Origin of the sequence: Stutzerimonas nitrititolerans (genome assembly GCF_003696285.1) — a bacterium.
Taxonomy (GTDB): Bacteria; Pseudomonadota; Gammaproteobacteria; order Pseudomonadales; family Pseudomonadaceae; genus Stutzerimonas; species Stutzerimonas nitrititolerans.
In genome coordinates this window covers 38,350-60,704 of record NZ_RFFL01000015.1, presented here as the reverse complement: position 1 = coordinate 60,704, position 22,355 = coordinate 38,350, and the positions used below count along the sequence as shown (strand labels likewise).

21 protein-coding genes are annotated in these 22,355 nt (G+C 63.4%); 13 read left to right on the top strand and 8 right to left on the bottom strand.

Annotated elements, in window-relative coordinates; translation table 11 throughout:
• Positions 1-17: 17 nt before the first annotated feature.
• Positions 18-1,556 carry an MBOAT family O-acyltransferase gene (locus EA795_RS17485; RefSeq protein ID WP_014852646.1) on the bottom strand — a complete coding sequence of 513 codons (1,539 nt, stop codon included), beginning with the start codon at positions 1,554-1,556 and terminating at the stop codon, positions 18-20.
• A gap of 525 nt (positions 1,557-2,081) precedes the next feature.
• Between EA795_RS17485 and EA795_RS17480 the strand changes: the two genes are divergently transcribed.
• The 11 genes from EA795_RS17480 to EA795_RS17430 all read left to right on the top strand — a co-directional run bounded on the left by EA795_RS17480 (position 2,082) and on the right by EA795_RS17430 (position 13,757).
• Positions 2,082-3,035, top strand: coding sequence for a helix-turn-helix transcriptional regulator (locus EA795_RS17480; protein ID WP_058074562.1), 954 nt, complete (start codon positions 2,082-2,084; stop codon positions 3,033-3,035).
• 237 nt (positions 3,036-3,272) lie between these two features.
• Positions 3,273-4,634 (top strand): benzoate 1,2-dioxygenase large subunit, encoded by a 1,362-nt coding sequence (gene benA / locus EA795_RS17475; RefSeq protein ID WP_122078673.1) that lies wholly within the window; start codon positions 3,273-3,275, stop codon positions 4,632-4,634.
• Positions 4,635-5,123, top strand: a complete 489-nt coding sequence (gene benB, locus EA795_RS17470; protein ID WP_122078671.1) for a benzoate 1,2-dioxygenase small subunit — start codon at positions 4,635-4,637, stop codon at positions 5,121-5,123.
• Positions 5,124-5,133: 10 nt separating this feature from the next.
• Complete coding sequence (benC, locus tag EA795_RS17465; protein WP_122078669.1) at positions 5,134-6,144, top strand: benzoate 1,2-dioxygenase electron transfer component BenC; 1,011 nt, start codon at positions 5,134-5,136, stop codon at positions 6,142-6,144.
• A gap of 147 nt (positions 6,145-6,291) precedes the next feature.
• Positions 6,292-7,068, top strand: coding sequence for a 1,6-dihydroxycyclohexa-2,4-diene-1-carboxylate dehydrogenase (locus tag EA795_RS17460; protein WP_122078667.1), 777 nt, complete (start codon positions 6,292-6,294; stop codon positions 7,066-7,068).
• A 78-nt stretch (positions 7,069-7,146) separates the two neighbouring features.
• Positions 7,147-8,490 (top strand): MFS transporter, encoded by a 1,344-nt coding sequence (locus EA795_RS17455; protein ID WP_122078665.1) that lies wholly within the window; start codon positions 7,147-7,149, stop codon positions 8,488-8,490.
• A gap of 31 nt (positions 8,491-8,521) precedes the next feature.
• Positions 8,522-9,643 carry a muconate cycloisomerase family protein gene (locus EA795_RS17450; RefSeq protein WP_122078663.1) on the top strand — a complete coding sequence of 374 codons (1,122 nt, stop codon included), beginning with the start codon at positions 8,522-8,524 and terminating at the stop codon, positions 9,641-9,643.
• Positions 9,644-9,659: 16 nt separating this feature from the next.
• The gene (gene catC, locus EA795_RS17445) at positions 9,660-9,950 is read left to right on the top strand and encodes a muconolactone Delta-isomerase (protein WP_014852654.1); all 291 of its coding nucleotides are present in this window, start codon (positions 9,660-9,662) and stop codon (positions 9,948-9,950) included.
• Between the two features lie 71 nt (positions 9,951-10,021).
• Positions 10,022-10,960, top strand: coding sequence for a catechol 1,2-dioxygenase (gene catA / locus EA795_RS17440; RefSeq protein WP_122078661.1), 939 nt, complete (start codon positions 10,022-10,024; stop codon positions 10,958-10,960).
• Between the two features lie 199 nt (positions 10,961-11,159).
• Positions 11,160-12,383: a benzoate/H(+) symporter BenE family transporter gene (locus EA795_RS17435; RefSeq protein WP_122078659.1), complete on the top strand. Its 1,224-nt coding sequence runs from the start codon at positions 11,160-11,162 to the stop codon at positions 12,381-12,383.
• Between the two features lie 105 nt (positions 12,384-12,488).
• Positions 12,489-13,757, top strand: coding sequence for an OprD family porin (locus tag EA795_RS17430; protein WP_122078657.1), 1,269 nt, complete (start codon positions 12,489-12,491; stop codon positions 13,755-13,757).
• A 79-nt stretch (positions 13,758-13,836) separates the two neighbouring features.
• Here the strand turns inward: EA795_RS17430 and EA795_RS17425 are convergent, their stop codons facing one another.
• From EA795_RS17425 to EA795_RS17415, 3 genes are all read right to left on the bottom strand, one after another.
• Entirely contained in the window at positions 13,837-14,334 is a 498-nt protein-coding gene (locus EA795_RS17425; RefSeq protein WP_122078655.1) for a DUF934 domain-containing protein, read from the bottom strand.
• On the bottom strand, positions 14,318-15,976 hold the full coding sequence (locus EA795_RS17420) for a nitrite/sulfite reductase (RefSeq protein ID WP_122078653.1): 1,659 nt from the start codon (positions 15,974-15,976) through the stop codon (positions 14,318-14,320). The genes EA795_RS17425 and EA795_RS17420 overlap by 17 nt, the downstream gene beginning before the upstream one ends.
• A gap of 402 nt (positions 15,977-16,378) precedes the next feature.
• Positions 16,379-16,594: a DUF2970 domain-containing protein gene (locus EA795_RS17415; protein ID WP_014852661.1), complete on the bottom strand. Its 216-nt coding sequence runs from the start codon at positions 16,592-16,594 to the stop codon at positions 16,379-16,381.
• Between the two features lie 173 nt (positions 16,595-16,767).
• On the opposite strand from EA795_RS17415, the gene EA795_RS17410 reads away from it, so the two are divergent.
• Positions 16,768-17,835, top strand: a complete 1,068-nt coding sequence (locus tag EA795_RS17410; RefSeq protein WP_122078651.1) for a methyltransferase — start codon at positions 16,768-16,770, stop codon at positions 17,833-17,835.
• Between the two features lie 6 nt (positions 17,836-17,841).
• Here EA795_RS17410 and EA795_RS17405 read toward each other — a convergent pair whose 3' ends face one another.
• The 4 genes from EA795_RS17405 to EA795_RS17390 form a co-directional block, all read right to left on the bottom strand.
• A complete protein-coding gene (locus EA795_RS17405) occupies positions 17,842-18,264 on the bottom strand; it encodes a 3-phosphoshikimate 1-carboxyvinyltransferase (protein WP_122078649.1) in 423 nt (140 codons plus the stop codon).
• A gap of 40 nt (positions 18,265-18,304) precedes the next feature.
• Positions 18,305-19,624, bottom strand: a complete 1,320-nt coding sequence (locus tag EA795_RS17400) for a leucine-rich repeat-containing protein kinase family protein (protein ID WP_122078647.1) — start codon at positions 19,622-19,624, stop codon at positions 18,305-18,307.
• A 62-nt stretch (positions 19,625-19,686) separates the two neighbouring features.
• Entirely contained in the window at positions 19,687-20,724 is a 1,038-nt protein-coding gene (locus EA795_RS17395) for an RNA methyltransferase (RefSeq protein WP_122078645.1), read from the bottom strand.
• Positions 20,725-20,768: 44 nt separating this feature from the next.
• Positions 20,769-21,917: an MFS transporter gene (locus tag EA795_RS17390; RefSeq protein WP_122078732.1), complete on the bottom strand. Its 1,149-nt coding sequence runs from the start codon at positions 21,915-21,917 to the stop codon at positions 20,769-20,771.
• Between the two features lie 112 nt (positions 21,918-22,029).
• Between EA795_RS17390 and EA795_RS17385 the strand changes: the two genes are divergently transcribed.
• Positions 22,030-22,332, top strand: coding sequence for a DUF1883 domain-containing protein (locus EA795_RS17385; protein ID WP_014852667.1), 303 nt, complete (start codon positions 22,030-22,032; stop codon positions 22,330-22,332).
• Positions 22,333-22,355 lie beyond the last annotated feature (23 nt).

Genomic DNA, 22,355 nt, shown 5'->3' with positions numbered 1-22,355 from the left:
CATTGACTCCTTGTGGTTCAGAACTGGAAGTACAGGAACTCGGTTGGCGCCACGGAAAAGGCCACTGCCAGTGCGAAGAAACCGAGCATGCCGATGGCCAGGCCGATCACCGGTGTCGGGCTCCAGCTGGCGAACGGCAGCCATTGCGGCAGCCAGCCTTCCTGTGGGCACGCGTCCAGCGCGGTGCGGAAACGGGCCATCCATTGCTGGATGTTGGGCATGCTCCAGACGAAGCCGAGCAGGATGGCGATGGTGAGAAAGTCCGACTTGTCGAAATCGGTGCTCAGCTGGCTCAGGCCGGCCATGCCGTACAGCATCGCCATGGCGGCGGATACATCGGCCGCGCGGAAGAACACCATCGCGACCACGACGCAGAGAAAGGTCAGCAGCACGGCGGCGGCATGATGAAGGGGGTTGGTGCTGTCGAGCGCCCAGCCCTGGCGTGCCTTCCAGGCGCGAAAGCCGTGGGCGACCACCAGATAGCAGCCATGCAGCAGCCCGAACACCACGAATTGCCAGCCGGCCCCATGCCAGACCCCGGAAATGAACATGGTGAACACCGTCGGGTAGGCCACCAGCACGACGAAGGTCCCCAGGCTCATCCTGCCCCGGCGCGGCAACGGTTTGCCGGCGGCCATGCGCGCCCGGGTGATGCGCATGACGATGGGGTTGTAGATGTAGGCAGTGAGAAAGCGCGTCAGGGTCATGTGCCAGCGTGACCAGTAGTCGATGACGTTGTGCGCCTTGAACGGACTATTGAAGTTCACCGGCAGGCGGATGCCGAACATCAGCGCCAGGCCGATGGCCATGTCGCTGTAGCCGGAAAAGTCGAAATAGATCTGCAGCGTATAGGTCAGCGCGCCGGTCCAGGCGTCGTACAGCGCCGGCACGGCGCCGTCGGCGGCGACCGCGAAGATGGGCGAGGCCTTCTCCCCGAGCGGGTCGGCGATGATCACCTTCTTGAACAGCCCCAGCAGGAAAACCGTGATGCCCAGCGAAAGATTGTCCAGGCGCGGACGAAAAGTGGCGTCGTCCCTGAACTGCCTGAGCATCTCCCCGTGATGGGTGATGGGCCCGGCAATCAGTTGCGGAAAGAAGCTGATGAACAGGCAGTAGTGGACGAAATCGTGCTCGGTCACCTCGCCGTCGTGGGCATCTACCAGATAGGCGATCTGCTGAAAAGTGAAAAACGAGATGGCCAGCGGGAGGATGATCGGCTCCAGCGACCAGCCCATGGTGAACAGTTCGTCGAGCGTCCCGAACAGGAAACCCGTGTACTTGTAATAGCCCAGCAGCGCGACGTTCGCCGCCACGCCCAGCACCAGCACGGTGCGTGATGGTCGCCGCAGCAGCTGGCCGCCGACGAGGTAGTTGAACAGTATGCTGCCGATCAGCAACGGCACGTAGGCGGGATTCCACCAGCCGTAGAACACCAGCGAGGCGAGTGTCAGCCAGATGGCTGCCATCCGTTGCTTGCCATTGCCTGCCAGCAGGATGAACCCCAGCAGAACCACCGGAAGAAAACCGGCGATGAAAACCAACGAATTGAAAAGCATCGTCCTTTATCCCTGTAACACCATTCCATTTCGTGGCGGTGGTGGAACGCCAGGCTCCCGCGGCGACTGGCTGGCTGCCGGGGGCTCCATGAATCCTTGTTTCGAATGCTCGTGTCCCCTGACAGGGGGCGTTGGATACTTTTGGACACAATGTTCGTTTGACAGTTTCAGCTACGAAAGCATATGCCGGGTTGTGACTTCGGGTAGGGGCCGGGCCTGAAAAAGGCACACCACTTATCCGATTTCATGGCTGCCGTTTCGCCCGTCTGGTGCGGCGCCGCGCCGTGAAATAACCGCCAGCTGGACCGCTGGCGTTTCGAATGATGAGGTCTTGAGCCATGGCGAGGGCGCAGGCCGGACACCAGCTGGTAAAGGCGAAAGCGTGCGATAACCGAACGGAGCGCTTCAGGAACCTGGCCGTATCTCCTATGCTCGGCAGCAGCCATAGCCTGTGCGATCGAAGGTAGCGGCGTCGGTTATGCATATGACGCCAGCTCTCTATAACAATTATCAGAGTGCCTTGTGATGGATAGTCTGCTGAATCCAGGAAGCAGGATTTTCGAGCGTGCCGACCCCCGTGCCGTGTCGGAGTACGTCAATCAGCACGTGGGTACGCACTGCATCCAGCTGCCACGCACTGGCCATCCCCAGGCCAGCCTCAGCCACCGCAAGTTCGGCAAGCTCGACCTCTGCCGGCTCAGTTATGGCGGCAGCGTGCATGTCACCTCGCCTGCGCTGGAAACCATCTACCACCTGCAACTGTTGCAGCGCGGCCATTGCCTGTGGCGTGGGCGCGGCGAAGAGCATTATTTCGTGCCGGGTGAGCTGTTGCTGATCAACCCGGACGATCCGGTGGACCTGACCTATTCGGATGATTGCGAGAAGCTGATCATCAAGCTGCCGGCCTCCTTCCTCGAACAGGCCTGCGTCGACAACCAGTGGTCGGCGCCGAAGGAGGGCATCCGCTTCTTCGACCATCGTTACGAGCTGACGCAACTCGATGGCATCGACAGCCTGCTCGGGCTGATCTGCCAGGAAGCGCAGGCCGAGCACTGCATTCCCCAGTTGCAGGACCAGTACAGCCGCATCATCGCCAGCAAGCTGCTGTGCACCCTGGCCAACAACATCCGCCGCGAAACGCTGAGCGAGAGTTGCCCTTCGTTTGGGCGCATCACCGACTACATCGACGAGCACCTGAAGAAGGACATCTCCGTCGAGCAACTGGCCGAGTTGGCGCACATGAGCCCGCGTTCGCTGTACGTGCTGTTCGAGCGCAAGGTCGGTACCACGCCGAAGTCCTACATCCGCCAGAGGAAACTCGAGCAGATCCATGGCCGCCTGAGCGACCCTTCCGCCAAGGTCCGCAACATCACCGAGATCGCCATGGATTATGGCTTCATGCACCTCGGCCGCTTTTCGGAAAGCTACAAGAGCACCTTCGGCGAGCTGCCATCGGACACCCTGCGCCGCCATCACTGAGTCCCCTCGAGCTGCCGTCGACCCTTTGGCGGCAGCTTCCTTTCCTGTTTCCCTTCCCTCATGAATCGAGCCTGCGGCTTCTCGCCGGAGGCAGGCGAGTCGCGCCTGTACCTGCGGCAATTGGCCATCTTGCATCTGCAGAAAACGGATAGAGGTCCTGCAGAAAACGGATATTGATGCCCCTCCCAGCGCCTTAGCCTTCATCACGTAGAAACAATAACAATGGAGGCCCCGGCCATGTCCCTGGGATTCGATTACCTTGATTCGCTCGTTGAAGACGACAAAGAGAAGGGCATCTTCCGCTGCAAGCGCGAGATGTTCACCGACGAGCGCCTGTTCGAACTGGAGATGAAGCACATCTTCGAGGGCAACTGGATTTACCTCGCCCACGAAAGCCAGATTCCCGAGAAGAACGACTACTACACCACCCAGATGGGCCGGCAGCCGATCTTCATCGCCCGCAACAAGGACGGTGAGCTCAACGCCTTCATCAATGCCTGCAGCCATCGCGGCGCGATGCTCTGCCGTTTCAAGAGCGGCAACAAGGCCACCTATACCTGCCCGTTCCATGGCTGGACCTTCAACAACTCCGGCAAGCTGCTAAAGGTCAAGGACCCCAAGGAAGCCGGCTACCCGGACAGCTTCAACTGCGACGGCTCCCATGACCTGAAGAAGATCGCCCGCTTCGAATCCTATCGCGGCTTTCTGTTCGGCAGCCTGCGCGAGGACGTTGCGTCATTGGAAGAGTTCCTCGGCGAGTCGCGCAAGATCATCGACATGGTGGTCGACCAGTCGCCAGATGGCATCGAAGTGCTGCGCGGCTCTTCCAGCTATGTCTTCGGCGGCAACTGGAAGCTGACTGCAGAGAACGGTGCGGACGGCTACCACGTCACCGCCGTGCACTGGAACTACGCCGCCACCCAGAACCAGCGCAAGTTGCGCGAGGCCGGCGAGGAAATCCGCACTATGAGCGCCGGCGGCTGGGGCAAGAAGGGCGGTGGTTTCTATTCCTTCGAGAACGGCCACCTGCTGCTCTGGACGCGCTGGGACAACCCCGAGGACCGGCCGCTGTACAGCCGCCGAGACGAGCTGGTCGCCGAAGTCGGCGAGGCCCGCGCCGACTGGATGATCGGCAACTCGCGCAACCTCTGCCTCTACCCGAACCTGTACCTGATGGACCAGTTCGGCTCGCAGCTGCGCATCGCCCGGCCGATCTCGGTGGACGAGACCGAAGTCACCATCTACTGCATCGCACCCAAGGGCGAGAGCGCGGCGGCACGCGCCGCCCGTATCCGCCAGTACGAGGACTTCTTCAATGTCAGCGGTATGGCCACGCCGGACGACCTGGAGGAGTTCCGCGCCTGCCAGGCCGGCTTCCAGGGCCGCGCCATGGAATGGAACGACATGTCCCGTGGCGCCAAGCACTGGATCGACGGCCCCGACGAAGGTGCCAGGGAAATCGATCTGCATCCCTTGCTCAGCGGTGTCCGTTCCGAGGACGAAGGGCTGTTTGTCATGCAGCACCAGTACTGGCAGCAGCAGATGATCAAGGCCGTGAAGGCGGAACAGGATCAGCTGATTCATGTGGAGGGCGCATAGATGACCATTTCCTATGAAGCCGCGCGTGATTTTCTCTACCGCGAAGCACGCTATCTCGACGACAAGGAGTGGGACGCCTGGCTCGAACTCTATGCGCCGGATGCCAGCTTCTGGATGCCGGCCTGGGATGATCGCGACCAGCTGACCGAAGACCCCCAGAGCGAAATCTCGCTGATCTGGTACGGCAACCGCAGTGGCCTGGAAGACCGCGTGTTCCGCATCAAGACCGAGCGCTCCAGCGCCACTATTCCGGACACCCGCACCACCCATAACATCAGCAATCTCGAGCTGCTCGAGCAGGCCGATGGCTTCTGCAAGCTGCGCTACAACTGGCACACCATGAGTTTCCGTTACAAGACGGTCGATCACTTCTACGGCACCAACTTCTACACCTTGGATGTGCGCGGCGAGAACCCGCTGATCAAGGCCAAGAAGGTCGTGCTGAAGAACGACTACATCCGCCAGATGATCGACGTGTACCACCTGTGAGGGCGCAGCCATGACCTACAACATCGCACTGAATTTCGAAGACGGCGTAACCCGCTTCATCGAAACCAACCTCGGCGAAACCGTGGCCGATGCCGCCTACCGCCAGGGCATCAACATCCCGCTGGATTGCCGTGACGGCGCCTGCGGTGCCTGCAAGTGCTTCGCCGAAGCCGGCCGCTACGACCTCGGCGAGGAATACATCGAGGATGCGCTGAGCGAAGAAGAAGCCGAGCAGGGTTACGTGCTGACCTGCCAGATGCGCGCCGAGAGCGATTGCGTGATCCGCGTACCGGCCTCCTCGCAGGTGTGCAAGACCGAGCAGGTCTGTTTCGAAGCCGCCATCAGCGGTGTCCGCCAGCTGTCCGAAAGCACCATCGCGCTGTCGGTCAAGGGCGAGGCCCTGAACCAGCTGGCGTTCCTGCCGGGGCAGTACGTCAACCTCAAGGTGCCGGGCAGCGATCAGAGCCGGGCCTATTCCTTCAGCTCGCTCCCCAGGGATGGCGAAGTCAGCTTCCTGATCCGCAACGTGCCAGGCGGGCTGATGAGCAGCTTCCTTACCGGCCTGGCCAAGGCGGGCGACAGTCTGACCCTGGCCGGTCCGCTGGGCAGCTTCTACCTGCGCGATATCAAGCGTCCGCTGCTGCTGCTGGCGGGCGGCACCGGCCTCGCGCCATTCACCGCCATGCTGGAGAAGATCGCCGAGCAGGGCAGCGAGCATCCGCTGCATCTGATCTACGGCGTGACCCTCGATCACGACCTGGTGGAAATGGACAAGCTCGAAGTCTTCGCCGCGCGCATCCCCAACTTCACCTACAGCGCCTGCGTGGCCAGCCCCGACAGCGCTTACCCGCAGAAAGGCTACGTCACCCAGCACATCGAGCCGAAGCACCTGAATGACGGCGAGGTGGACATCTACCTCTGCGGCCCGCCGCCAATGGTCGAGGCGGTCAGCCAGTTCATCCGTGAGCAGGGCTTGCAGCCGGCGAATTTCTACTACGAGAAATTCGCGGCCAGCGCCTGAAGGCAGCGCTCAAGGTTCCTTTGTAGGAGCGAGCTTGCTCGCGAAAAGGTCAGCAGGTTCGCCTGGATCACGTCTCCAAAAGCTTCGCGAGCAAGCTCGCTCCTATAAGGGTTTGTGCGTGGCTTCGACTACATCGAGGGTAGGTAGATGAACAAACGTTTCCAGAACAAAGTCGCGGTCATCACCGGCGCGGCCCAGGGCATCGGTCGTCGCGTGGCCGAGCGCTTCGTCGCCGAAGGCGGACGGTTGCTGGCGGTGGATCGCTCCGAGCTGGTGCACGAACTCGTCGATCAGTTGGGGCAGGGCGCCGAGGTGCTGACCCTGACCGCCGACCTCGAACAGTTCGCCGACTGCCATCGGGTGATGGATGCAGCGAAGGAGCGCTTCGGACGGCTCGACATCCTGATCAACAACGTCGGCGGCACCATCTGGGCCAAGCCGTTCGAGCATTACCAGGAGCACGAGATCGAGGCCGAAGTGCGCCGCTCGCTGTTTCCCACGCTGTGGTGCTGCCATGCCGCGCTGCCGCACATGCTGGAGCAGGGCAGTGGCGCCATCGTCAACGTCTCTTCCATCGCCACCCGCAGCCTCAACCGTGTGCCTTACGGCGCGGCCAAGGGCGGCGTGAACGCGCTGACCGCCTGCCTCGCGTTCGAGAACGCCCAGCGCGGCATTCGCGTCAACGCCACCGCGCCGGGCGGCACCGAGGCGCCGCCGCGGCGCATTCCGCGCAACACGGCCGAGCAGAGCGAGCAGGAACGAGTCTGGTACCAGCAGATCGTCGACCAGACCGTCGATTCCACGCTGATGAAGCGCTACGGCAGCGTCGACGAGCAGGCCGGCGCGATTCTGTTCCTGGCCTCCGACGAGGCCAGCTACATCACCGGCGTCACCCTGCCGGTGGGTGGCGGAGATCTGGGCTGACCGCGAGCCGCGTAGCGGCTTCGGCCCCGAGAGATACGACGCAGTTTCTACAACAAAAACAAAAGAGAGACCGATGCCATGCGAAAAGTAGACGTTCACCCAATCATCGATAACGCCCGTTTCAGCGGGTTCCACTGGCTGGTCATGTGCCTCTGCGCGCTGCTGCTGATCTTCGACGGCTACGACCTGTTCATCTACGGCGTGGTCTTGCCGGTGATCATGCAGGAGTGGGGGCTGACCCCGCTGCAGGCCGGTGCGCTGGGCAGCTACGCGCTGTTCGGCATGATGTTCGGCGCGCTGATCTTCGGCACCCTGGCCGATCGCATCGGGCGCAAGAAGGGCATCGCCATCTGCTTCGTGCTGTTCAGCGGCGCCACGGTGCTCAACGGCTTCGCCAGCACACCGACCGAGTTCGGCATCTTCCGCTTCCTGGCCGGGCTCGGTTGCGGCGGGCTGATGCCCAACGTGGTGGCGCTGATGAACGAATACGCGCCGAAGAAGCTGCGCAGCACACTGGTGGCGATCATGTTCAGCGGTTATTCGCTGGGCGGCATGTTCTCTGCCGGGCTGGGCATCTACATGCTGCCGCGCTTCGGCTGGGAAGCGATGTTCTTCGCCGCCGCCGTGCCGTTGCTGTTGTTGCCGGTGATTCTCTGGAAATTGCCGGAATCGGTGGGTTTCCTGGTGCGCCAGGGCCGTACCGAACAGGCGCTCAAGCTGCTCAATCGCATCGACCCCAGCCTTGCACTCAGTGCCGGCGACGAGCTGGTGATGACCGAGGTGAAGGGCAAGAGCGCTTCGGTGCTGGAACTGTTCCGCGATGGCCGCGGCGTGCGCACCCGGTCGATCTGGATCGCCTTCTTTTGCTGCCTGCTGATGGTCTACGCGCTGGGTTCCTGGTTGCCGAAGCTGATGGCCAACGCCGGCTACAGCCTGGGTTCCAGCCTGTCGTTCCTGGTGGCGCTGAATCTGGGCGGCATGTTCGGCGCGATTCTCGGCGGCTGGCTGGGCGATCGCTTCAACCTGGCCAAGGTCGTGGTGGCCTTCTTCGCGGTGTCGGTGGCGTCCATCAGCCTGCTGGGCTTCAAGACGCCGATGCCGGTGCTCTACACGCTGATCACTATCGCCGGCGCCACCGTGATCGGTACGCAGATCCTGCTCTACGCCAGCGCCGCGCAATTCTACGGCCTGTCGATTCGCTCCACCGGCCTGGGCTGGGCGTCCGGCATCGGCCGCAACGGCGCCATCGTCGGCCCGCTGCTGGGCGGTGCGCTGCTGGGCATCAACCTGCCGCTGCAACTGAATTTCATCGCCTTCGCCATCCCTGGCGTGATCGCCGCGCTGGCCATGACCGTCTTCGCCGTTTCCGGGCAGCGCAGCAGCGATGCCGCGCCGGCTGCGCTGGCGACGGCGAAGGCCTGATTCACTGAAAACTGGGAAATCGGAAGCTGATATGAGCCACACCCTGATCGAAAGCATCCAGACGGTGATCGTCGACCTGCCGACCATCCGTCCGCACAAGCTGGCCATGCACACGATGCAGCAGCAGACGCTGGTGATCATCCGCATGCGCTGCAGCGATGGCATCGAAGGCATCGGCGAATCCACCACCATCGGTGGCTTGGCCTACGGCAACGAAAGCCCGGAGAGCATCAAGACCAACATCGACAGCCACCTCGGCCCGCTGCTGATCGGCCAGGATGCGGCCAACATCAATGCCGCCATGCTGCGGCTGGACAAGGCGGCCAAGGGCAACACCTTCGCCAAGTCCGGTCTGGAGAGTGCGCTGCTCGATGCTCAGGGCAAGCGCCTGGGGCTGCCGGTCAGCGAGCTGCTCGGCGGGCGGGTGCGCGACAGCCTGGAAGTCGCCTGGACCCTGGCCAGCGGCGATACCGACCGCGATATCGCCGAAGCCGAGCAGATGCTCGACATCCGTCGCCATCGCCTGTTCAAACTGAAAATCGGTGCCAACGAGGTCAGCGCCGATCTCAAGCACGTCATCGCCATCAAGAAGGCCCTGGGCGAGCGCGCCAGCGTGCGTGTGGACGTCAATCAGTATTGGGACGAGTCCCAGGCGATCCGCGCCTGCCGGATGCTGGGCGACAACGGCATCGACCTGATCGAGCAACCGATCTCGCGCATCAACCGCGCTGGCCAGGTGCGCCTGAACCAGCGCAGCCCGGCGCCGATCATGGTCGACGAGTCCATCGAAAGCGTCGAGGACGCCTTCAGCCTCGCCGCCGACGGGGCCGCCAGCGTCTTCGCTCTGAAGATCGCCAAGAACGGCGGGCCGCGCGCCGTACTGCGCACCGCGCAGATCGCCGAAGCGGCCGGCATCGCGCTGTACGGCGGGACCATGCTCGAAGGCGCCGTCGGCACCCTGGCCTCGGCCCATGCCTTCGTCACCTTGAACGCACTTACCTGGGGCACCGAGCTGTTCGGCCCGCTGCTGCTCACCGAAGAAATCGTCACCGAGGCGCCGGTCTATCGCGACTTCCAGCTGCAAGTGCCGCGCACGCCGGGCCTCGGCCTGACCCTGGACGAAGAGCGCCTGGCGTTCTTCAGCCGCAAGTAAAACGGAGGTTCGCAAGATGCTGTTCCACGTAAAGATGATCGTGAAGTTGCCGCTGGACATGGACCCGGCCAAGGCCGCCAAGCTCAAGGCCGACGAGAAGGAGCTGGCCCAGGGCCTGATGCGCGAGGGCAAGTGGCGTCATCTCTGGCGCATCGCCGGGCAGTACGCCAACTACAGCGTGTTCGACGTCGCCAGCGTGCAGGAGCTGCACGACACCCTGATGCAACTGCCGCTGTTTCCCTACATGGATATCGAGGTCAGCGCGCTGTGCCGCCACCCGTCCTCGATTCGTGAGGACGACCGCTGATTCCGTTCCAGGCCGGGGTCTGTCCCGGCCAGCCAACCGCGTAACGACAATTACAAGATGAGGCCTGAACCATGACTGTGAAAATCTCTCACTCCGATTCCATCCAGCAGTTCTTCAAGGAAGCCAGCGGCTTCAACAACGACGCCGGCGATAGCCGCCTGAAGACGGTGATCAACCGCATCCTGGTCGACACCGCGAAGATCGTCGAAGAGCTGGAAATCACCCAGGACGAGTTCTGGAAGGCGGTGGACTACATCAACCGTCTCGGTGGTCGCAACGAGGCGGGCCTGCTGGCGGCGGGCCTGGGCCTGGAGCACTACCTCGACCTGCTGCAGGACGCCAAGGACGAGCAGCAAGGCCTGGTCGGCGGCACGCCGCGCACCATCGAAGGCCCGCTGTACGTGGCCGGTGCGCCAGTCGTGGAGGGCGAGGCGCGCATGGATGACGGCAGCGAAGACGCGGTCGCCACCCCGATGTTCCTGCAGGGCCGCGTCACCGGTCCGGATGGCCAGCCGGTGGCCGGTGCGGTGGTGGACCTGTGGCATGCCAACACCAAGGGCAACTACTCGTATTTCGACAAGAGCCAGTCCGAGTACAACCTGCGTCGCCGCATCGTCACCGACGAGAACGGCTATTACCGCGCCCGCAGCATCGTGCCGTCCGGCTATGGCTGCTCGCCCGATGGCCCGACCCAGGAATGCCTCGACCTGCTCGGCCGCCACGGCCAGCGCCCGGCGCATATTCACTTCTTCATCTCGGCGCCGGGCCATCGCCACCTGACCACGCAGATCAACCTGGCGGGCGACCGGTACCTGTGGGACGACTTCGCCTACGCGACCCGCGACGGCCTGATCGGCGACATCCATTTCAACGACGATCCCGAAGCGGCCCATGCCCGTGGCGTGGAAGGGCGCTTCGCCGAAGTGGTGTTCGACTTCCAGTTGCAACAGGCGCCGGCGCCAGAGGCCGAGCAGCGTAGCCAGCGTCCGCGGGCTTTGCAGGAAGCCTGATTGGGTCGGATTGCTGATCGATGTCGTCCGGCGAGCGTAGGGTGGATGACGGTCTTTTCATCCACCTTGTTTTGCGGGTGCCGGCGGTGGACGGGAAAAGCGCCATCCACCCTACGCTTAACCGATTCATATGCCGCGACCCACAACAAGAGCGATCCGGACTGCGTCACGGATGGCCAGGCCTGTCTTGCGAGGCGTCATGAAAAGACTGCTCAGAGATTGTTCCCTCTCCGCCGTGGTTGCCGGCTTCATCGCGACCGTCATTTCCTATGCCGGCCCGCTGGTGATCATCTTCCAGGCGGCCAAGGCGGGCGGTCTGCCCCATGAGCTGATGTCGTCATGGGTCTGGACCATCTCCATCGGCAGCGGTGTGCTCGGCATCCTGCTGAGCCTGCGCTACCGGGTGCCGATCGTCATCGCCTGGTCGGCACCCGGCTCGGCGCTGCTGGTGACCATGCTGCCGGACGTCAGCATGAACCAGGCGGTAGGCGCTTACCTGGTATCGAACCTGGTCATACTGCTGGTGGGGCTCTCCGGCGCTTTCGACAAGGTGATCGGCAAGCTGCCGGCGGCGATTTCCGCGGCGATGCTGGCCGGCATCCTGTTTCGTTTCGGCACCGACCTGTTCGTGTCGGTGAAGGATCAGCCCTGGCTGGTGCTGGCGATGTTCGCCACCTACCTGCTGTTCAAGCGGGCCATGCCGCGCTACGCCGTGATGGCGGTGCTGCTGGTGGGCGTCGCGATGGCAGTCGGCGGCGGCGAGCTGCGCAGCGAAGCGCTGGTGCTGGGCCTGGCCAAGCCGGTCTGGATTACCCCGGAATTCAGCTGGCAGGTGATCTTGGGCGTGGCCTTTCCGCTGGTGATGGTGGCGCTGACCGGGCAGTTCGTGCCCGGCATGGCCGTGCTGCGCAATGCCGGCTACCAGACACCGGCAAGCCCGCTGATCAGCGGCAGTGCCCTGGGTACGCTGCTGCTGGCGCCTTTCGGTTGCCACGGCCTGAACCTCGCCGCGATCACTGCGGCGATCTGCACCGGCAGGGAAGCCCACGAAGACCCGGGCAAACGCTATATAGCCGGTGTTTCCGGCGGAGTGTTCTACCTGCTGCTGGGCATCTTCGGGGCGACCCTGGTATCGGTCTTCACCGCCTTTCCCGCCGCACTGATCGCTGCATTGGCCGGCCTGGCGCTGCTGTCGGCCATCGGTGCCGCCCTGCATGGCGCCATGTCGGTTCCGGCGGATCGCGAGGCGGCGCTGATCACCTTTCTCGTCACCGCCTCGGGCATGTCGCTGCTCGGCCTGTCCGCCGCCTTCTGGGGGCTGATCTTCGGCATCGCGGCGCACCTGCTGCTGACGCTCCGGAAACCGGCAGCGGCGCCGGCGAAGCAGGGCGCCTGCCTGTCACGGGAGCAACCCGCGCGCTGAAGGCCGCGCGCCACGCATCACCGAAAACTCTTGTCGCGCTCATCCGGCTACACCGGAAGGGCACGGCAGCGTGCACCTTGAAAAACAACAACAACGAGGAAAATCATGAAAAACCAGACGCATATCTCTCGACTCTCATTGGCCATCGGCGCGCTTCTCGGCGCCTGCGAAGCGGTTGCCGAAGAGGGCTTCATCGAAGGCGCCAGCGCCACCCTGCAGGCGCGCAACTACTACTTCAGCCGGGACTTCTCCGACATCGTCGGCGCCAACCAGCAGTCGAAGTCGGAGGAGTGGGCGCAGGGCTTCATCCTCAACATCAAATCAGGCTACACACCGGGCACGGTGGGTTTCGGCATCGACGTGCTCGGTCAGTTGGGCATCAAGCTCGACAGCAGCGTCGATCGAGTCAACACCGGCTTGCTGCCTACCGGCGGTGACGGCAAGGCGGCGGACGACTTCGGTCGCATCGGTGCCGCGCTCAAGGCGCGGCTGTCGAAAACCGAGCTGAAGGTCGGCGAGCTGACGCCCAACCTGCCGGTGCTGACCTTCAGCGATATCCGCCTGCTGCCGCCGACCTATCAGGGTGCCAGTCTCGTCTCCCAGGAGATCGAAGGGCTGACGCTGCAAGCCGGCCAACTCCGTTCCGGCAGCCTGCTCAACGAGGCCGGCGATGGCAAGATGCGCGCCAAGCTCGGCCACGTGCCGCAGCTGGCCGGCAACGCCGAGACCGATCGCTTCAACTATGCCGGTGCCGATTACGCCTTCAACGACAAGCGCACTTCGGCGGGCGTCTGGTATGCGCAGCTGGAAGACATCTACAACCAGCGCTTCTACAGCCTCAAGCACAGCGAGCCGGTGGGCGACTGGGTACTGGGCGCCAACCTCGGTTTCTACGATTCGAAGGAAGACGGCAAACGACTGCTGGGCGATATCGACAACCGCGCCCTGTTCACGCTGCTGTCGGCCAAGCGTGGGGGGCACACCTTTTCCGTCGGCTACCAGGCGATGTTCGGCGATGATGCCTTCCCGCGCGTGTTCAACAACATCACGCCGCTGGGCAACGAAGTGCCCACCTATGAATTCGCCGGCGCCGACGAACGTTCCTGGCAGGTGCGGCATGACTTCGATTTCGCCGCCGTTGGCATTCCGGGGCTGGTCTCCACGCTGCGCTACATCCGTGGCGATAACGTCGATACCGGTGCCGGCTTCGAAGGCAAGGAGTGGGAGCGCGACCTGGATCTCGGTTACACCTTCCAGAGCGGCTGGCTGAGCGGCCTCGGCATACGGGTGCGCAACGTGGTGGCGCGGTCCAACTACCGCAGCGACATCGACGAGAACCGGCTGATCTTCAACTACACTTGGCAGCTGCTGTAGCGGGCCATTTCAGCCTGGCCAAAAGAAAAGCCCGCATCCAGCGATGCGGGCTTTTTCGTGGCTTGCCGTGCGGGACTGCTTAGCCGCGCCTGCGGAACAGCGGCAAGGCGTCGTCCGCTGCCGATTGGTAGGTGACCGAGAAATCCTTCAGGCCTTCCAGCGCGTCATAGGGATCGCGATCGGGGCGCACGGCGTAGGCGTCAAAACCGCAGCGGCGCATCAGGAACAGCTGGTCGCGCAGCACGTCGCCAATGGCGCGGATCTCCCCCTTGTAGCCATAGCGCTCGCGCAGCAGGCGCGCGCTGGAGAAATGCCGGCCGTCGGTGAACACCGGGAAGTTCAGCGCCACGACCTGGAAGTGTTCGAGGTCGTTGACTATGTCCTCGATGGCTTCGTCGGCCTCCAGCCAGATACCCAGGCCGCCATCGCGCGCCTTGAGGGCGTGGGCGTGTTCCAGCCAGAGTTGCATCGGCACTATCACATCGTCGCTGTTCGGTATCTCTGCCAGCGGGACGTCCTTGGCCAGCAGGTGCCAGGTTTCGTCGACGACCTGGTCGCCCTTAATGATTCGCTGCATAGACGCGTTCCTTGAAGGGATCGATGCCGATACGGCGGAAAGTGTCGAGAAACTGTTCATCTTCGTTACGTTGCTCCACGTAGACGCCAATGATCTTTTCGATGACGTCGGGCATGTCGTCCTGGGCGAAGGATGGGCCGAGGATCTGGCCCAGGGTGGTGTCGCGACCCGAGCTGCCGCCGATGGAAACCTGATAGAACTCCGCGCCTTTCTTGTCGACGCCGAGGATGCCGATGTGGCCGACGTGGTGGTGTCCACAGGCGTTCATGCAGCCGGAAATGTTCAGGTCCAGGTCGCCGATGTCGAACAGGTAGTCCAGGTCATCGAAGCGGCGCTGGATGGCCTCGGCGATCGGGATCGACTTGGCGTTGGCCAGCGAGCAGAAGTCGCCGCCGGGGCAGCAGATGATGTCGGTCAGCAGGCCGATGTTCGGCGTGGCGACGCCCAGCTCGCGCAGTTCGTGCCAGAGCTCGAACAGGCGCGATTGTTCGACGTCGGCAAGGATCATGTTCTGCTCGTGGGAGTTGCGCACCTCGCCGAAGCTGTAGCGATCGGCGAGGTCGGCGATCATGTCCAGCTGCTTGTCGGTGACGTCGCCGGGCGCAACGCCGGTGCTTTTCAGCGACAGCGTCACCGCGGCATAACCGGGCTTCTTGTGCGCAACCACGTTGCGCTCGCGCCAGCGGGCGAAGCCGGGATGCTCGGCATCCAGTTGACGGAGGGCTTCGTCTTGGTCTTCGAGCGCCTTGTAGGCCGGGTCGACGAAATACTGGGCGACCCGCTGGACTTCCTCGTCGGTCAGGGTGCTGGGGCCGTCCTTGAGGTATTCCCATTCGGCATCGACCCGCTCGGCGAAGACTTCCGGAGTCAGCGCCTTGACCAGGATCTTGATGCGCGCCTTGAACTTGTTGTCGCGGCGGCCATAGCGGTTGTACACGCGCAGAATGGCTTCGAGATAGGTCAGCAGGTGCTTCCAGGGCAGGAATTCATTGATGAAGCTGCCAACGATCGGGGTACGACCCAGGCCGCCACCGACGGCCACGCGGAAGCCCAGCTCGCCTTCGGCGTTCTTCACCGCTTCGAGACCGATGTCGTGCACGCCGATGGCCGCACGGTCGCTCACGGCGCCGTTGATGGCGATCTTGAACTTGCGCGGCAGGCGCACGAACTCGGGGTGGAAGGTCGACCACTGACGGATGATTTCGCACCAGGGGCGCGGGTCGACCAGCTCGTCCTTGGCCACACCGGCGAACTGGTCGGTGGTGGTGTTGCGGATGCAGTTGCCGCTGGTCTGGATCGAGTGCATCTGCACCGTGGCGAGCTCGGCGAGGATCTCCGGCACGTCTTCGAGATCCGGCCAGTTCAGCTGCACGTTGGTACGGGTACTGATGTGGGCGTAGCCCTTGTCGTACTTGCGCGTGATCTCGGCCAGCTTGCGGACCTGCGTCGAGGAAAGCAGGCCATAGGGCACCGCGATGCGCAGCATCGGTGCGTAACGCTGGATATACAGACCGTTCTGCAGGCGCAGCGGCAGGAATTCAGGATCAGTCAGCTCACCGGCCAGGTAACGGCGGGTCTGCTCGCGGAACTGGTTGACGCGTTCTTTGACGATCTGGTGATCGTACTTGTCGTAAACGTACATTGAGTATCCTGTTCAGGCTGTCTACAGCTTGTCAGGCCGTTGAAAAACTTGCCTCGTCTGCGTTTTTCAACGGCCTGTTCTCGCGCGCACGGCCGCGCACCCATCAGGGAGGCGGCAAGATACCAGTTAGCGGTTATACGCAAAAGTGATGTTTGGGAATATGTTTAGAACCAAACACCGCTTTTCGGGCATTTAGAGCATGCGCCTTGAGGCCTTGGCCGCAGTGGTCTTAACTCCAGGAACCCGGGTTTCGCAACGAAGGAGAACGGCCGTGGCCAACCATTCGAACCATAAAGGCAGCGACAGTCTGGTGGATGCCGCCGCGATTTTCATGCTGATCGTGCTGGCGGTGGGCACTGCGGTGTTCTGGGTCAGCCATCAATAGTCCATCGCCGAGCTGCTTCAGAGACCTGCCAGATAGATCACCAGCTTCACGATTCCGAGAATCACCAGAATAAAGATCAGCGTGAAGCCCAGCCCGAAAAGGATGAAGTGGCTGGGCTTGCCGTGACTGAAATCGCGCGCGCGATTCTTTCCGCTCTGCACGCCCAGGGCGCCGGCCAGGATGCTCTGCAGCATCTGGCGAAACGTCAGCTTGTTCTTGTCGTCGCTGTTCATGCCTACCTCGAGAAGCTTGGTCTTCCTAGTCTAGCCGTCCTTGGACGATGAGCAGCTCACGCCTGTATATAGCGAGCCGGTTTTTTCCAGGCGCAGTGATTTACCATTGGCCCGCGTGAAGAAGGCCGGACAGCCGGCACGCGACGCAGCCAACAGCGTACGGGAGATGTGTTTTGAGTCGTTATGCAGTAGATCCGTTGACGGCTTTGCAAGCCAAGGAACAGGCGCAGAAACTGGCCTTCGCCCCCATCGCCTTCCAGGCCGCGCAGAGCCTGCGCGAGCTCGGCATTCTCGCCGTGCTGGACGCCGCCGGGCCGACGGGCCTGAGCGCACAGCAGATCGCCGAGCGCAGCGGGGTTTCCGAGTATGGGGCCAAGGTCCTGCTGGACATGGGGCTCAGCACCCTGGTCGTGACGCAAGATGGCGACAATTACGTGCTGGCGCGCCTGGGCCATTTTCTGCTGCACGATGCGATGACCCGGGTGAACATGGATTTCACCGCGGACGTCTGCTACCGAGCCATGTCGCACCTCACCGAAACCATCCGCAGCGGTCGCCCCGAAGGCCTGCGCGAATTCGGCGACTGGCCCACCATCTATGAAGGCCTGTCGCGCCTGCCGGAGAAGGCACGCAAGAGCTGGTTCGACTTCGATCACTTCTATAGCGACAAGGCATTCCCCGAGCTGCTGCAGCGGATCTTTGCCGAGCGGCCGAAGACCATCGTCGACATCGGCGGCAACACCGGCAAATGGTCCCTGCAATGCTGCGCCCACGACGAAGACGTGCACATGACCATCGTCGACCTGCCGCGGCAACTGGCGCTGGCACTGGACAACGCCCGGGAGCACGGCTTCGAGGCGCGCATTCATGGCCATCCAATGAACATTCTCGACGACAGCCAGCCGCTGCCGGACGAAGCCGATATCTGGTGGATGAGCCAGTTCCTCGATTGTTTCTCGCCGATGGAAATCCTGCGCATCCTGCGGCGGATTCGCGCTGCCATGCGGCCGGATGCCAGCGTCTACATCCTCGAGCTGTTCTGGGATCGCCAGCATTTCGAGGCGGCGGCCTACAGCCTCAACGCCACGTCGCTGTACTTCGCCTGCCTGGCCAACGGCAACAGTCGCTTCTATCACAGCAAGGACATGCTCGATATCGTCGAGGAGGCCGGTTTCGTCGTCGCCGAGCAGGTCGACGATATCGGCCTGGGTCACACCTTGCTCAGGCTTCGCGCAGGCTGAGTTCGCTCAACGGCTGCCCTTGAGCCAGTCCCATAATCCCAGCGAATGGTTGGGCAGCAGGTTGATGCCGAGCGCGGACTTCAGGATGTAGAGCATGACCAGCCCCAGCAGCAGCGAGAAAAGCAGGAACAGGGTGATCGCGCCGGCCTTGGCCGCCATGGAGAGCCTTTTCTGTCCTCGTGTCAGGTCGCGCTTGTTGCGACCGGCAACCAGTACGTAATAGTACTGGGTTCGCCAGAAGCTGAAGGTGCCGCGCAGGTCCAGCTTGTGCCGCGCCCACGAACGGGTCGCGAAGGCAGTGCGCAGGCCCTGCAGTTGTTCGTCGGTGAAGCTTTCGCGCAGCTCTTCGGGGAGCCGCTGTTTCAGCCCGATGACGAAGGGATCGAGGTCCATGGGCTGGGTGTTGGCAGGCGAATCGGATGCAGGCATGAGCGGACCGTCGTTCAGGATGTGAATGGTTGATAACCGCCTAGCCGATGGCGTTGATCTCGCTCACCAGGCTGCCGAAGTCGGGCCGTTGCAGCGGAGTGTCGAGCAGGCACCGTTGCCGGAGCTCGGCCAGCCGCTGCAGACGCGGATCCTGCCCGGCACCCTCGCAACGCTCCAGCAACTCCTCCAGCAAACAGCCGAAGGCTTTGGCTTCGAGTCGCTGCAATGCCCGGCCTTCGTCATCGAGCGGGTCATGGAAGGAAGCCGCGCCGAAATCGCTGAGCAGTGTTCGGCCAGAGGGATCGACGAGCAGGTTGTGGCCATAGAGGTCGCCATGAAGAATGCCGCGCGCGTGGAGGTGCTGCATGACGCTGGCGACGCCGGCAGCGATCTTCAGCACCCGCTCGGCGTCGAATCGCTGCTGCGGCGCGTAACAATCGCGGGTGCAGCTGGCGAGCGATGGCGGGCTGGCCAGCACCCGGAAGGATGGATCGATCAGCTCCATCAGCAAGCCTGGCGGGGCATCGTCACGATCGGCCAGCGGCCCGGCAATCCGAATCAGGTTGGGGTGCTCGCCCGCCGCGATGCAGGTGGCCATTTCGCTGTGGGGCAGGCCGTCGCTGGTCAGGCTGCCTTTGAACAGCTTGGCGGCCATGGCCTTGGTGGCCTGCGTCGGCGGCTGCCAATCGGCGCGATGGATAACGCCTGAGGCGCCCTGGCCGAGAACCTCACCGAAAACGATGTGCTCACGCGTGATGGGCGGTACCGGGTGCTGCGCCAGCGCGGCGGCTTCGATGGCATCGCTGAACGGATTGCCGGCGAAGGCGAGCCAGCTCAGGCGGGGCATCGTCAGCAGCCAGGCGGGCAGGCCAGGCAGGCGGTTGGCGGCGATGCGCAGCAGTTCCAGCCGCTGGCAGTGGGCGAGCGTTGTCGGCAGGGCGCGCAGGCGGTTGCCGGCCAGCATCAGTTTCTGCAGGCGCTGGCAGCGGCCGATTTCGTCCGGCAGGCGTTCCAGCTGATTGTCGGTGAGGATCAGCCAGCGCAGCTTCGGCGGCAGGGCGGCGGCCGGCAGGCTGTGGATCTGGTTGGCCTTGAAGCCCACCATCTCCAGTTCGGCGCAATCGCCGAGCACGGATGGGACTTCGCTGAAGCGATTGTTCGAGCAGAACAGGATACGCAGCCGGTGCAGCCGTGGCAGATCGTCCGGCAGGCTGGAGAGCCGGTTGCCGGAGAGGTTGAGCACCTCCAGGCTGTCGGCCAGGGTGAAGATCTCCCGCGGAAACTCTGTCAGCCCTTGCGAAAGATCGAGCCGGGTGACACCCGCCAGCTCGGCGCGTCTGAGACGTTCCAATGTGTGCATGTCTGTCCTTGTGGGTATCGGCGGTGCGCGTTCTATGACCTTCAACGGCGTGGGACGTGCCTTCAACCGACGGAGATTTTTCTCGGCGCCTTGAGCACGCGCTCGGCGCGGGCGCGCAGCTGTCCGCAACCGCCATCGATATCCTGGCCGGCGGAGTTGCGCACCTTGGTCAGCACGCCGTTCTCGTGCAGGTAACGCATGATCCGCTGGATGCGCTCGGCGGCGGGGCGCTGGTAGGCGTCGTCGTCCAGACTGTTGTAGGGAATCACGTTCATGATCGCGAACTTGCCCTTGAGCAGGCGGATGATGCCGTCCATCTCTTCCTGGCTGTCGTTGATGCCGGCCAGCAGCGTCCACTGGTACTGGATCGGGTAGTCCACCAGGCGCGCATAGGCTTCGCCCAAGTCGACCAGTTCGGCGGGGTCGATCTGTGGTGCGCGGGGCAGCAGTTCGCGGCGCAGGGCGGCATGGGTGCTGTGCAGCGACAAGGCCAGCGCAGGTCTGACCGATTGCTGTGGCAGCCGCTCGAATACGCGGTGGTCACCGACCGTTGAAAACACCAGGTTCTTGTGGCCGATGCCGCCGTCGGTGCCCAGCAGGTCGATGGCCTCGAGCACGTTGTCGAGATTGTGCGCCGGCTCGCCCATGCCCATGAACACCACCTTCTTCACGGGGCGAAAGCGACGGGCGAGGGCGACCTGGGCGAGGATCTCGGCGCTGCCGACCTGGCGCAGCAGGCCGCTCTTGCCGGTCATGCAGAACACGCAACCCACCGCGCAACCTACCTGGCTGGAAACGCACAGCCCACCGCGCGGTAGCAGCACGCTTTCCACCATCTGACCGTCTTCCAGCGCCACCAGCAGGCGCGCCGAGCCGTCTTCGGCAGGGTGCTCCGAGCGCAATTGGAGCAATGCGGCCAGGCGCCGCTCTACCTCGGGCAGACCCTGGCGCACCGAGAGCGGCAGGAAATCCTCGCTCTTCTGGTGGCGGGTGCCAGCGTCCAGCGGCCGGCCCTGCAGCCAGGCACGGGTGATCCGTCCGATGTGGACGGGCTTGGCGCCGATGTCGGCGAGCTGCTGGTGGAAGTCGGAAATGCGCATAGGGCGCGCATTTTAGGGCCTGTTGACGGCGAGGGCCATGGCGTTCAGTCGACGAACCGGCGGCTGCCGATAACCAGACTGGCCAGCAGTAGTGCCAGCAGCACGAAGGCCATGGTCAGGGAGCTGAAATGAGCGATCAGCCCGATCATCGCGGGCCCCACGAGTACCCCGGCGAAGCCCACCGTGGTGGCGGCCGTCACGGCCAGGTGCACCGGCATCGCATCCTGCCGACTGAGGGAGGAAATCAGCACGGGCGAGACGTTGGCGCAACCCAGCCCGCACAGGCCATACCCCAGCAATGCCAGCGCCCAGTGGTCGGTGATGATGGACAGGCCGATACCGGCCGCCGCCAGCAAACCGCCGAAGGCGACGACGCGGGCAGTGCCGAGGCTGTTCACCACCCGACCGCCAGCGAAGCGGCCCACGGTCACCATCAAGGCGAACGCCGCATAGCCCAGGCCACCGCTGGAGGTTTCCAGCTGCTTTTCGCCGGTCAGGTAGAGCGCGCTCCAGTCCAGCACCGCGCCTTCGGCCAGATACACCACGAAGCACAGAGCGCCCACCAGCAGCACCAGGCCGCTGGGACGAACGAAGGCGACGCCACCGGCCGGAGCCTTGCGTGCCAGGTAGCCGCCCATGACCAGGAAATTGGCGATGACGATCAGCGCGATCATCAACAGGGTGCCGCTGGCGGGCGAGAGTCCGAGCGTCAGCAGGCCGGTCAGGGCCAGCGCACCGCAGATCGAGCCGAGGCTGAACATGCCGTGGAAGTTGGACATCATGCGTCGTCCCAACTCGCGCTCGACCAGCAGCGACTGGACGTTGAGCACCACGTCCAGCACACCGAGGCTGCCACCGAAGCAGAACAACGCGATGCCGAGCAGCCATATCGATTCGGTGAGGGCCATGCCGAGCAGCGCCAGCACCAGTGTCGCCACGCAACCGAGGATGACCGGACGGATACCCTGGCGTGCGATCAGCAGGCCGGACAACGGCATCCAGGTCAGCGAGCCGATGCCGATGCACAGCAACAGCATGCCGAACAAGGCATCGCTCATCTCGATCCGTTCGCGCACGTAGGGCACCAGCGGCGCCCATACCGCCAGCCCGAAGCCGGCGATGAAGAACCCGGTCCGCGTGGCATGGCGCACGATGGGTGCGGCGAGATCGGCGCTGGGGGTAAACACTGACATGTAGGGTGGGTCGTCCGGCTGCAGAATATCGGCGATCATTATGCGGTAAAGGCCGGGGCGAGCGCCCGCGTGCTATCGTTCGCGCTTTGTTTCACGGGCTGCCGGAGCCAGAATGAAATTCATACACCAGCGCGAGCACCTCAACGAAGACGACTTCGTGATCATCGAATGCTCGCAACCCTGCAACATCCGTCTGATGAACGACAAGAATTTTCGCAGCTTCAGGAATGGCGGCAGCCACACCTACCACGGCGGCGCGTTCGACAGGTTTCCGGCCAAAATCAAGGTGCCTGGCACCGGCTTCTGGAACATCACAATCGACACCGTGACGCGCCGGGCCATCAGCGTGACCCGCAAGCCCACGCTCACCCATCGCATCAAGATCGTGCGCAATTCGCCCTCGCAGTTGAAATAGCGGCCCGACAGTCGCCGAGGCGA

Excerpts from the sequence above, each read along its gene's own strand:
- EA795_RS17485 (WP_014852646.1), bottom strand. The coding sequence starts at position 1,556 with ATGCTTTTCAATTCGTTGGTTTTCATCGCCGGTTTTCTTCCGGTGGTT.
- EA795_RS17480 (WP_058074562.1), top strand. The coding sequence starts at position 2,082 with ATGGATAGTCTGCTGAATCCAGGAAGCAGGATTTTCGAGCGTGCCGAC.
- benA (WP_122078673.1), top strand. The coding sequence starts at position 3,273 with ATGTCCCTGGGATTCGATTACCTTGATTCGCTCGTTGAAGACGACAAA.
- benB (WP_122078671.1), top strand. The coding sequence starts at position 4,635 with ATGACCATTTCCTATGAAGCCGCGCGTGATTTTCTCTACCGCGAAGCA.
- benC (WP_122078669.1), top strand. The coding sequence starts at position 5,134 with ATGACCTACAACATCGCACTGAATTTCGAAGACGGCGTAACCCGCTTC.
- EA795_RS17460 (WP_122078667.1), top strand. The coding sequence starts at position 6,292 with ATGAACAAACGTTTCCAGAACAAAGTCGCGGTCATCACCGGCGCGGCC.
- EA795_RS17455 (WP_122078665.1), top strand. The coding sequence starts at position 7,147 with ATGCGAAAAGTAGACGTTCACCCAATCATCGATAACGCCCGTTTCAGC.
- EA795_RS17450 (WP_122078663.1), top strand. The coding sequence starts at position 8,522 with ATGAGCCACACCCTGATCGAAAGCATCCAGACGGTGATCGTCGACCTG.
- catC (WP_014852654.1), top strand. The coding sequence starts at position 9,660 with ATGCTGTTCCACGTAAAGATGATCGTGAAGTTGCCGCTGGACATGGAC.
- catA (WP_122078661.1), top strand. The coding sequence starts at position 10,022 with ATGACTGTGAAAATCTCTCACTCCGATTCCATCCAGCAGTTCTTCAAG.
- EA795_RS17435 (WP_122078659.1), top strand. The coding sequence starts at position 11,160 with ATGAAAAGACTGCTCAGAGATTGTTCCCTCTCCGCCGTGGTTGCCGGC.
- EA795_RS17430 (WP_122078657.1), top strand. The coding sequence starts at position 12,489 with ATGAAAAACCAGACGCATATCTCTCGACTCTCATTGGCCATCGGCGCG.
- EA795_RS17425 (WP_122078655.1), bottom strand. The coding sequence starts at position 14,334 with ATGCAGCGAATCATTAAGGGCGACCAGGTCGTCGACGAAACCTGGCAC.
- EA795_RS17420 (WP_122078653.1), bottom strand. The coding sequence starts at position 15,976 with ATGTACGTTTACGACAAGTACGATCACCAGATCGTCAAAGAACGCGTC.
- EA795_RS17415 (WP_014852661.1), bottom strand. The coding sequence starts at position 16,594 with ATGAACAGCGACGACAAGAACAAGCTGACGTTTCGCCAGATGCTGCAG.
- EA795_RS17405 (WP_122078649.1), bottom strand. The coding sequence starts at position 18,264 with ATGCCTGCATCCGATTCGCCTGCCAACACCCAGCCCATGGACCTCGAT.
- EA795_RS17400 (WP_122078647.1), bottom strand. The coding sequence starts at position 19,624 with ATGCACACATTGGAACGTCTCAGACGCGCCGAGCTGGCGGGTGTCACC.
- EA795_RS17395 (WP_122078645.1), bottom strand. The coding sequence starts at position 20,724 with ATGCGCATTTCCGACTTCCACCAGCAGCTCGCCGACATCGGCGCCAAG.
- EA795_RS17390 (WP_122078732.1), bottom strand. The coding sequence starts at position 21,917 with ATGTCAGTGTTTACCCCCAGCGCCGATCTCGCCGCACCCATCGTGCGC.
- EA795_RS17385 (WP_014852667.1), top strand. The coding sequence starts at position 22,030 with ATGAAATTCATACACCAGCGCGAGCACCTCAACGAAGACGACTTCGTG.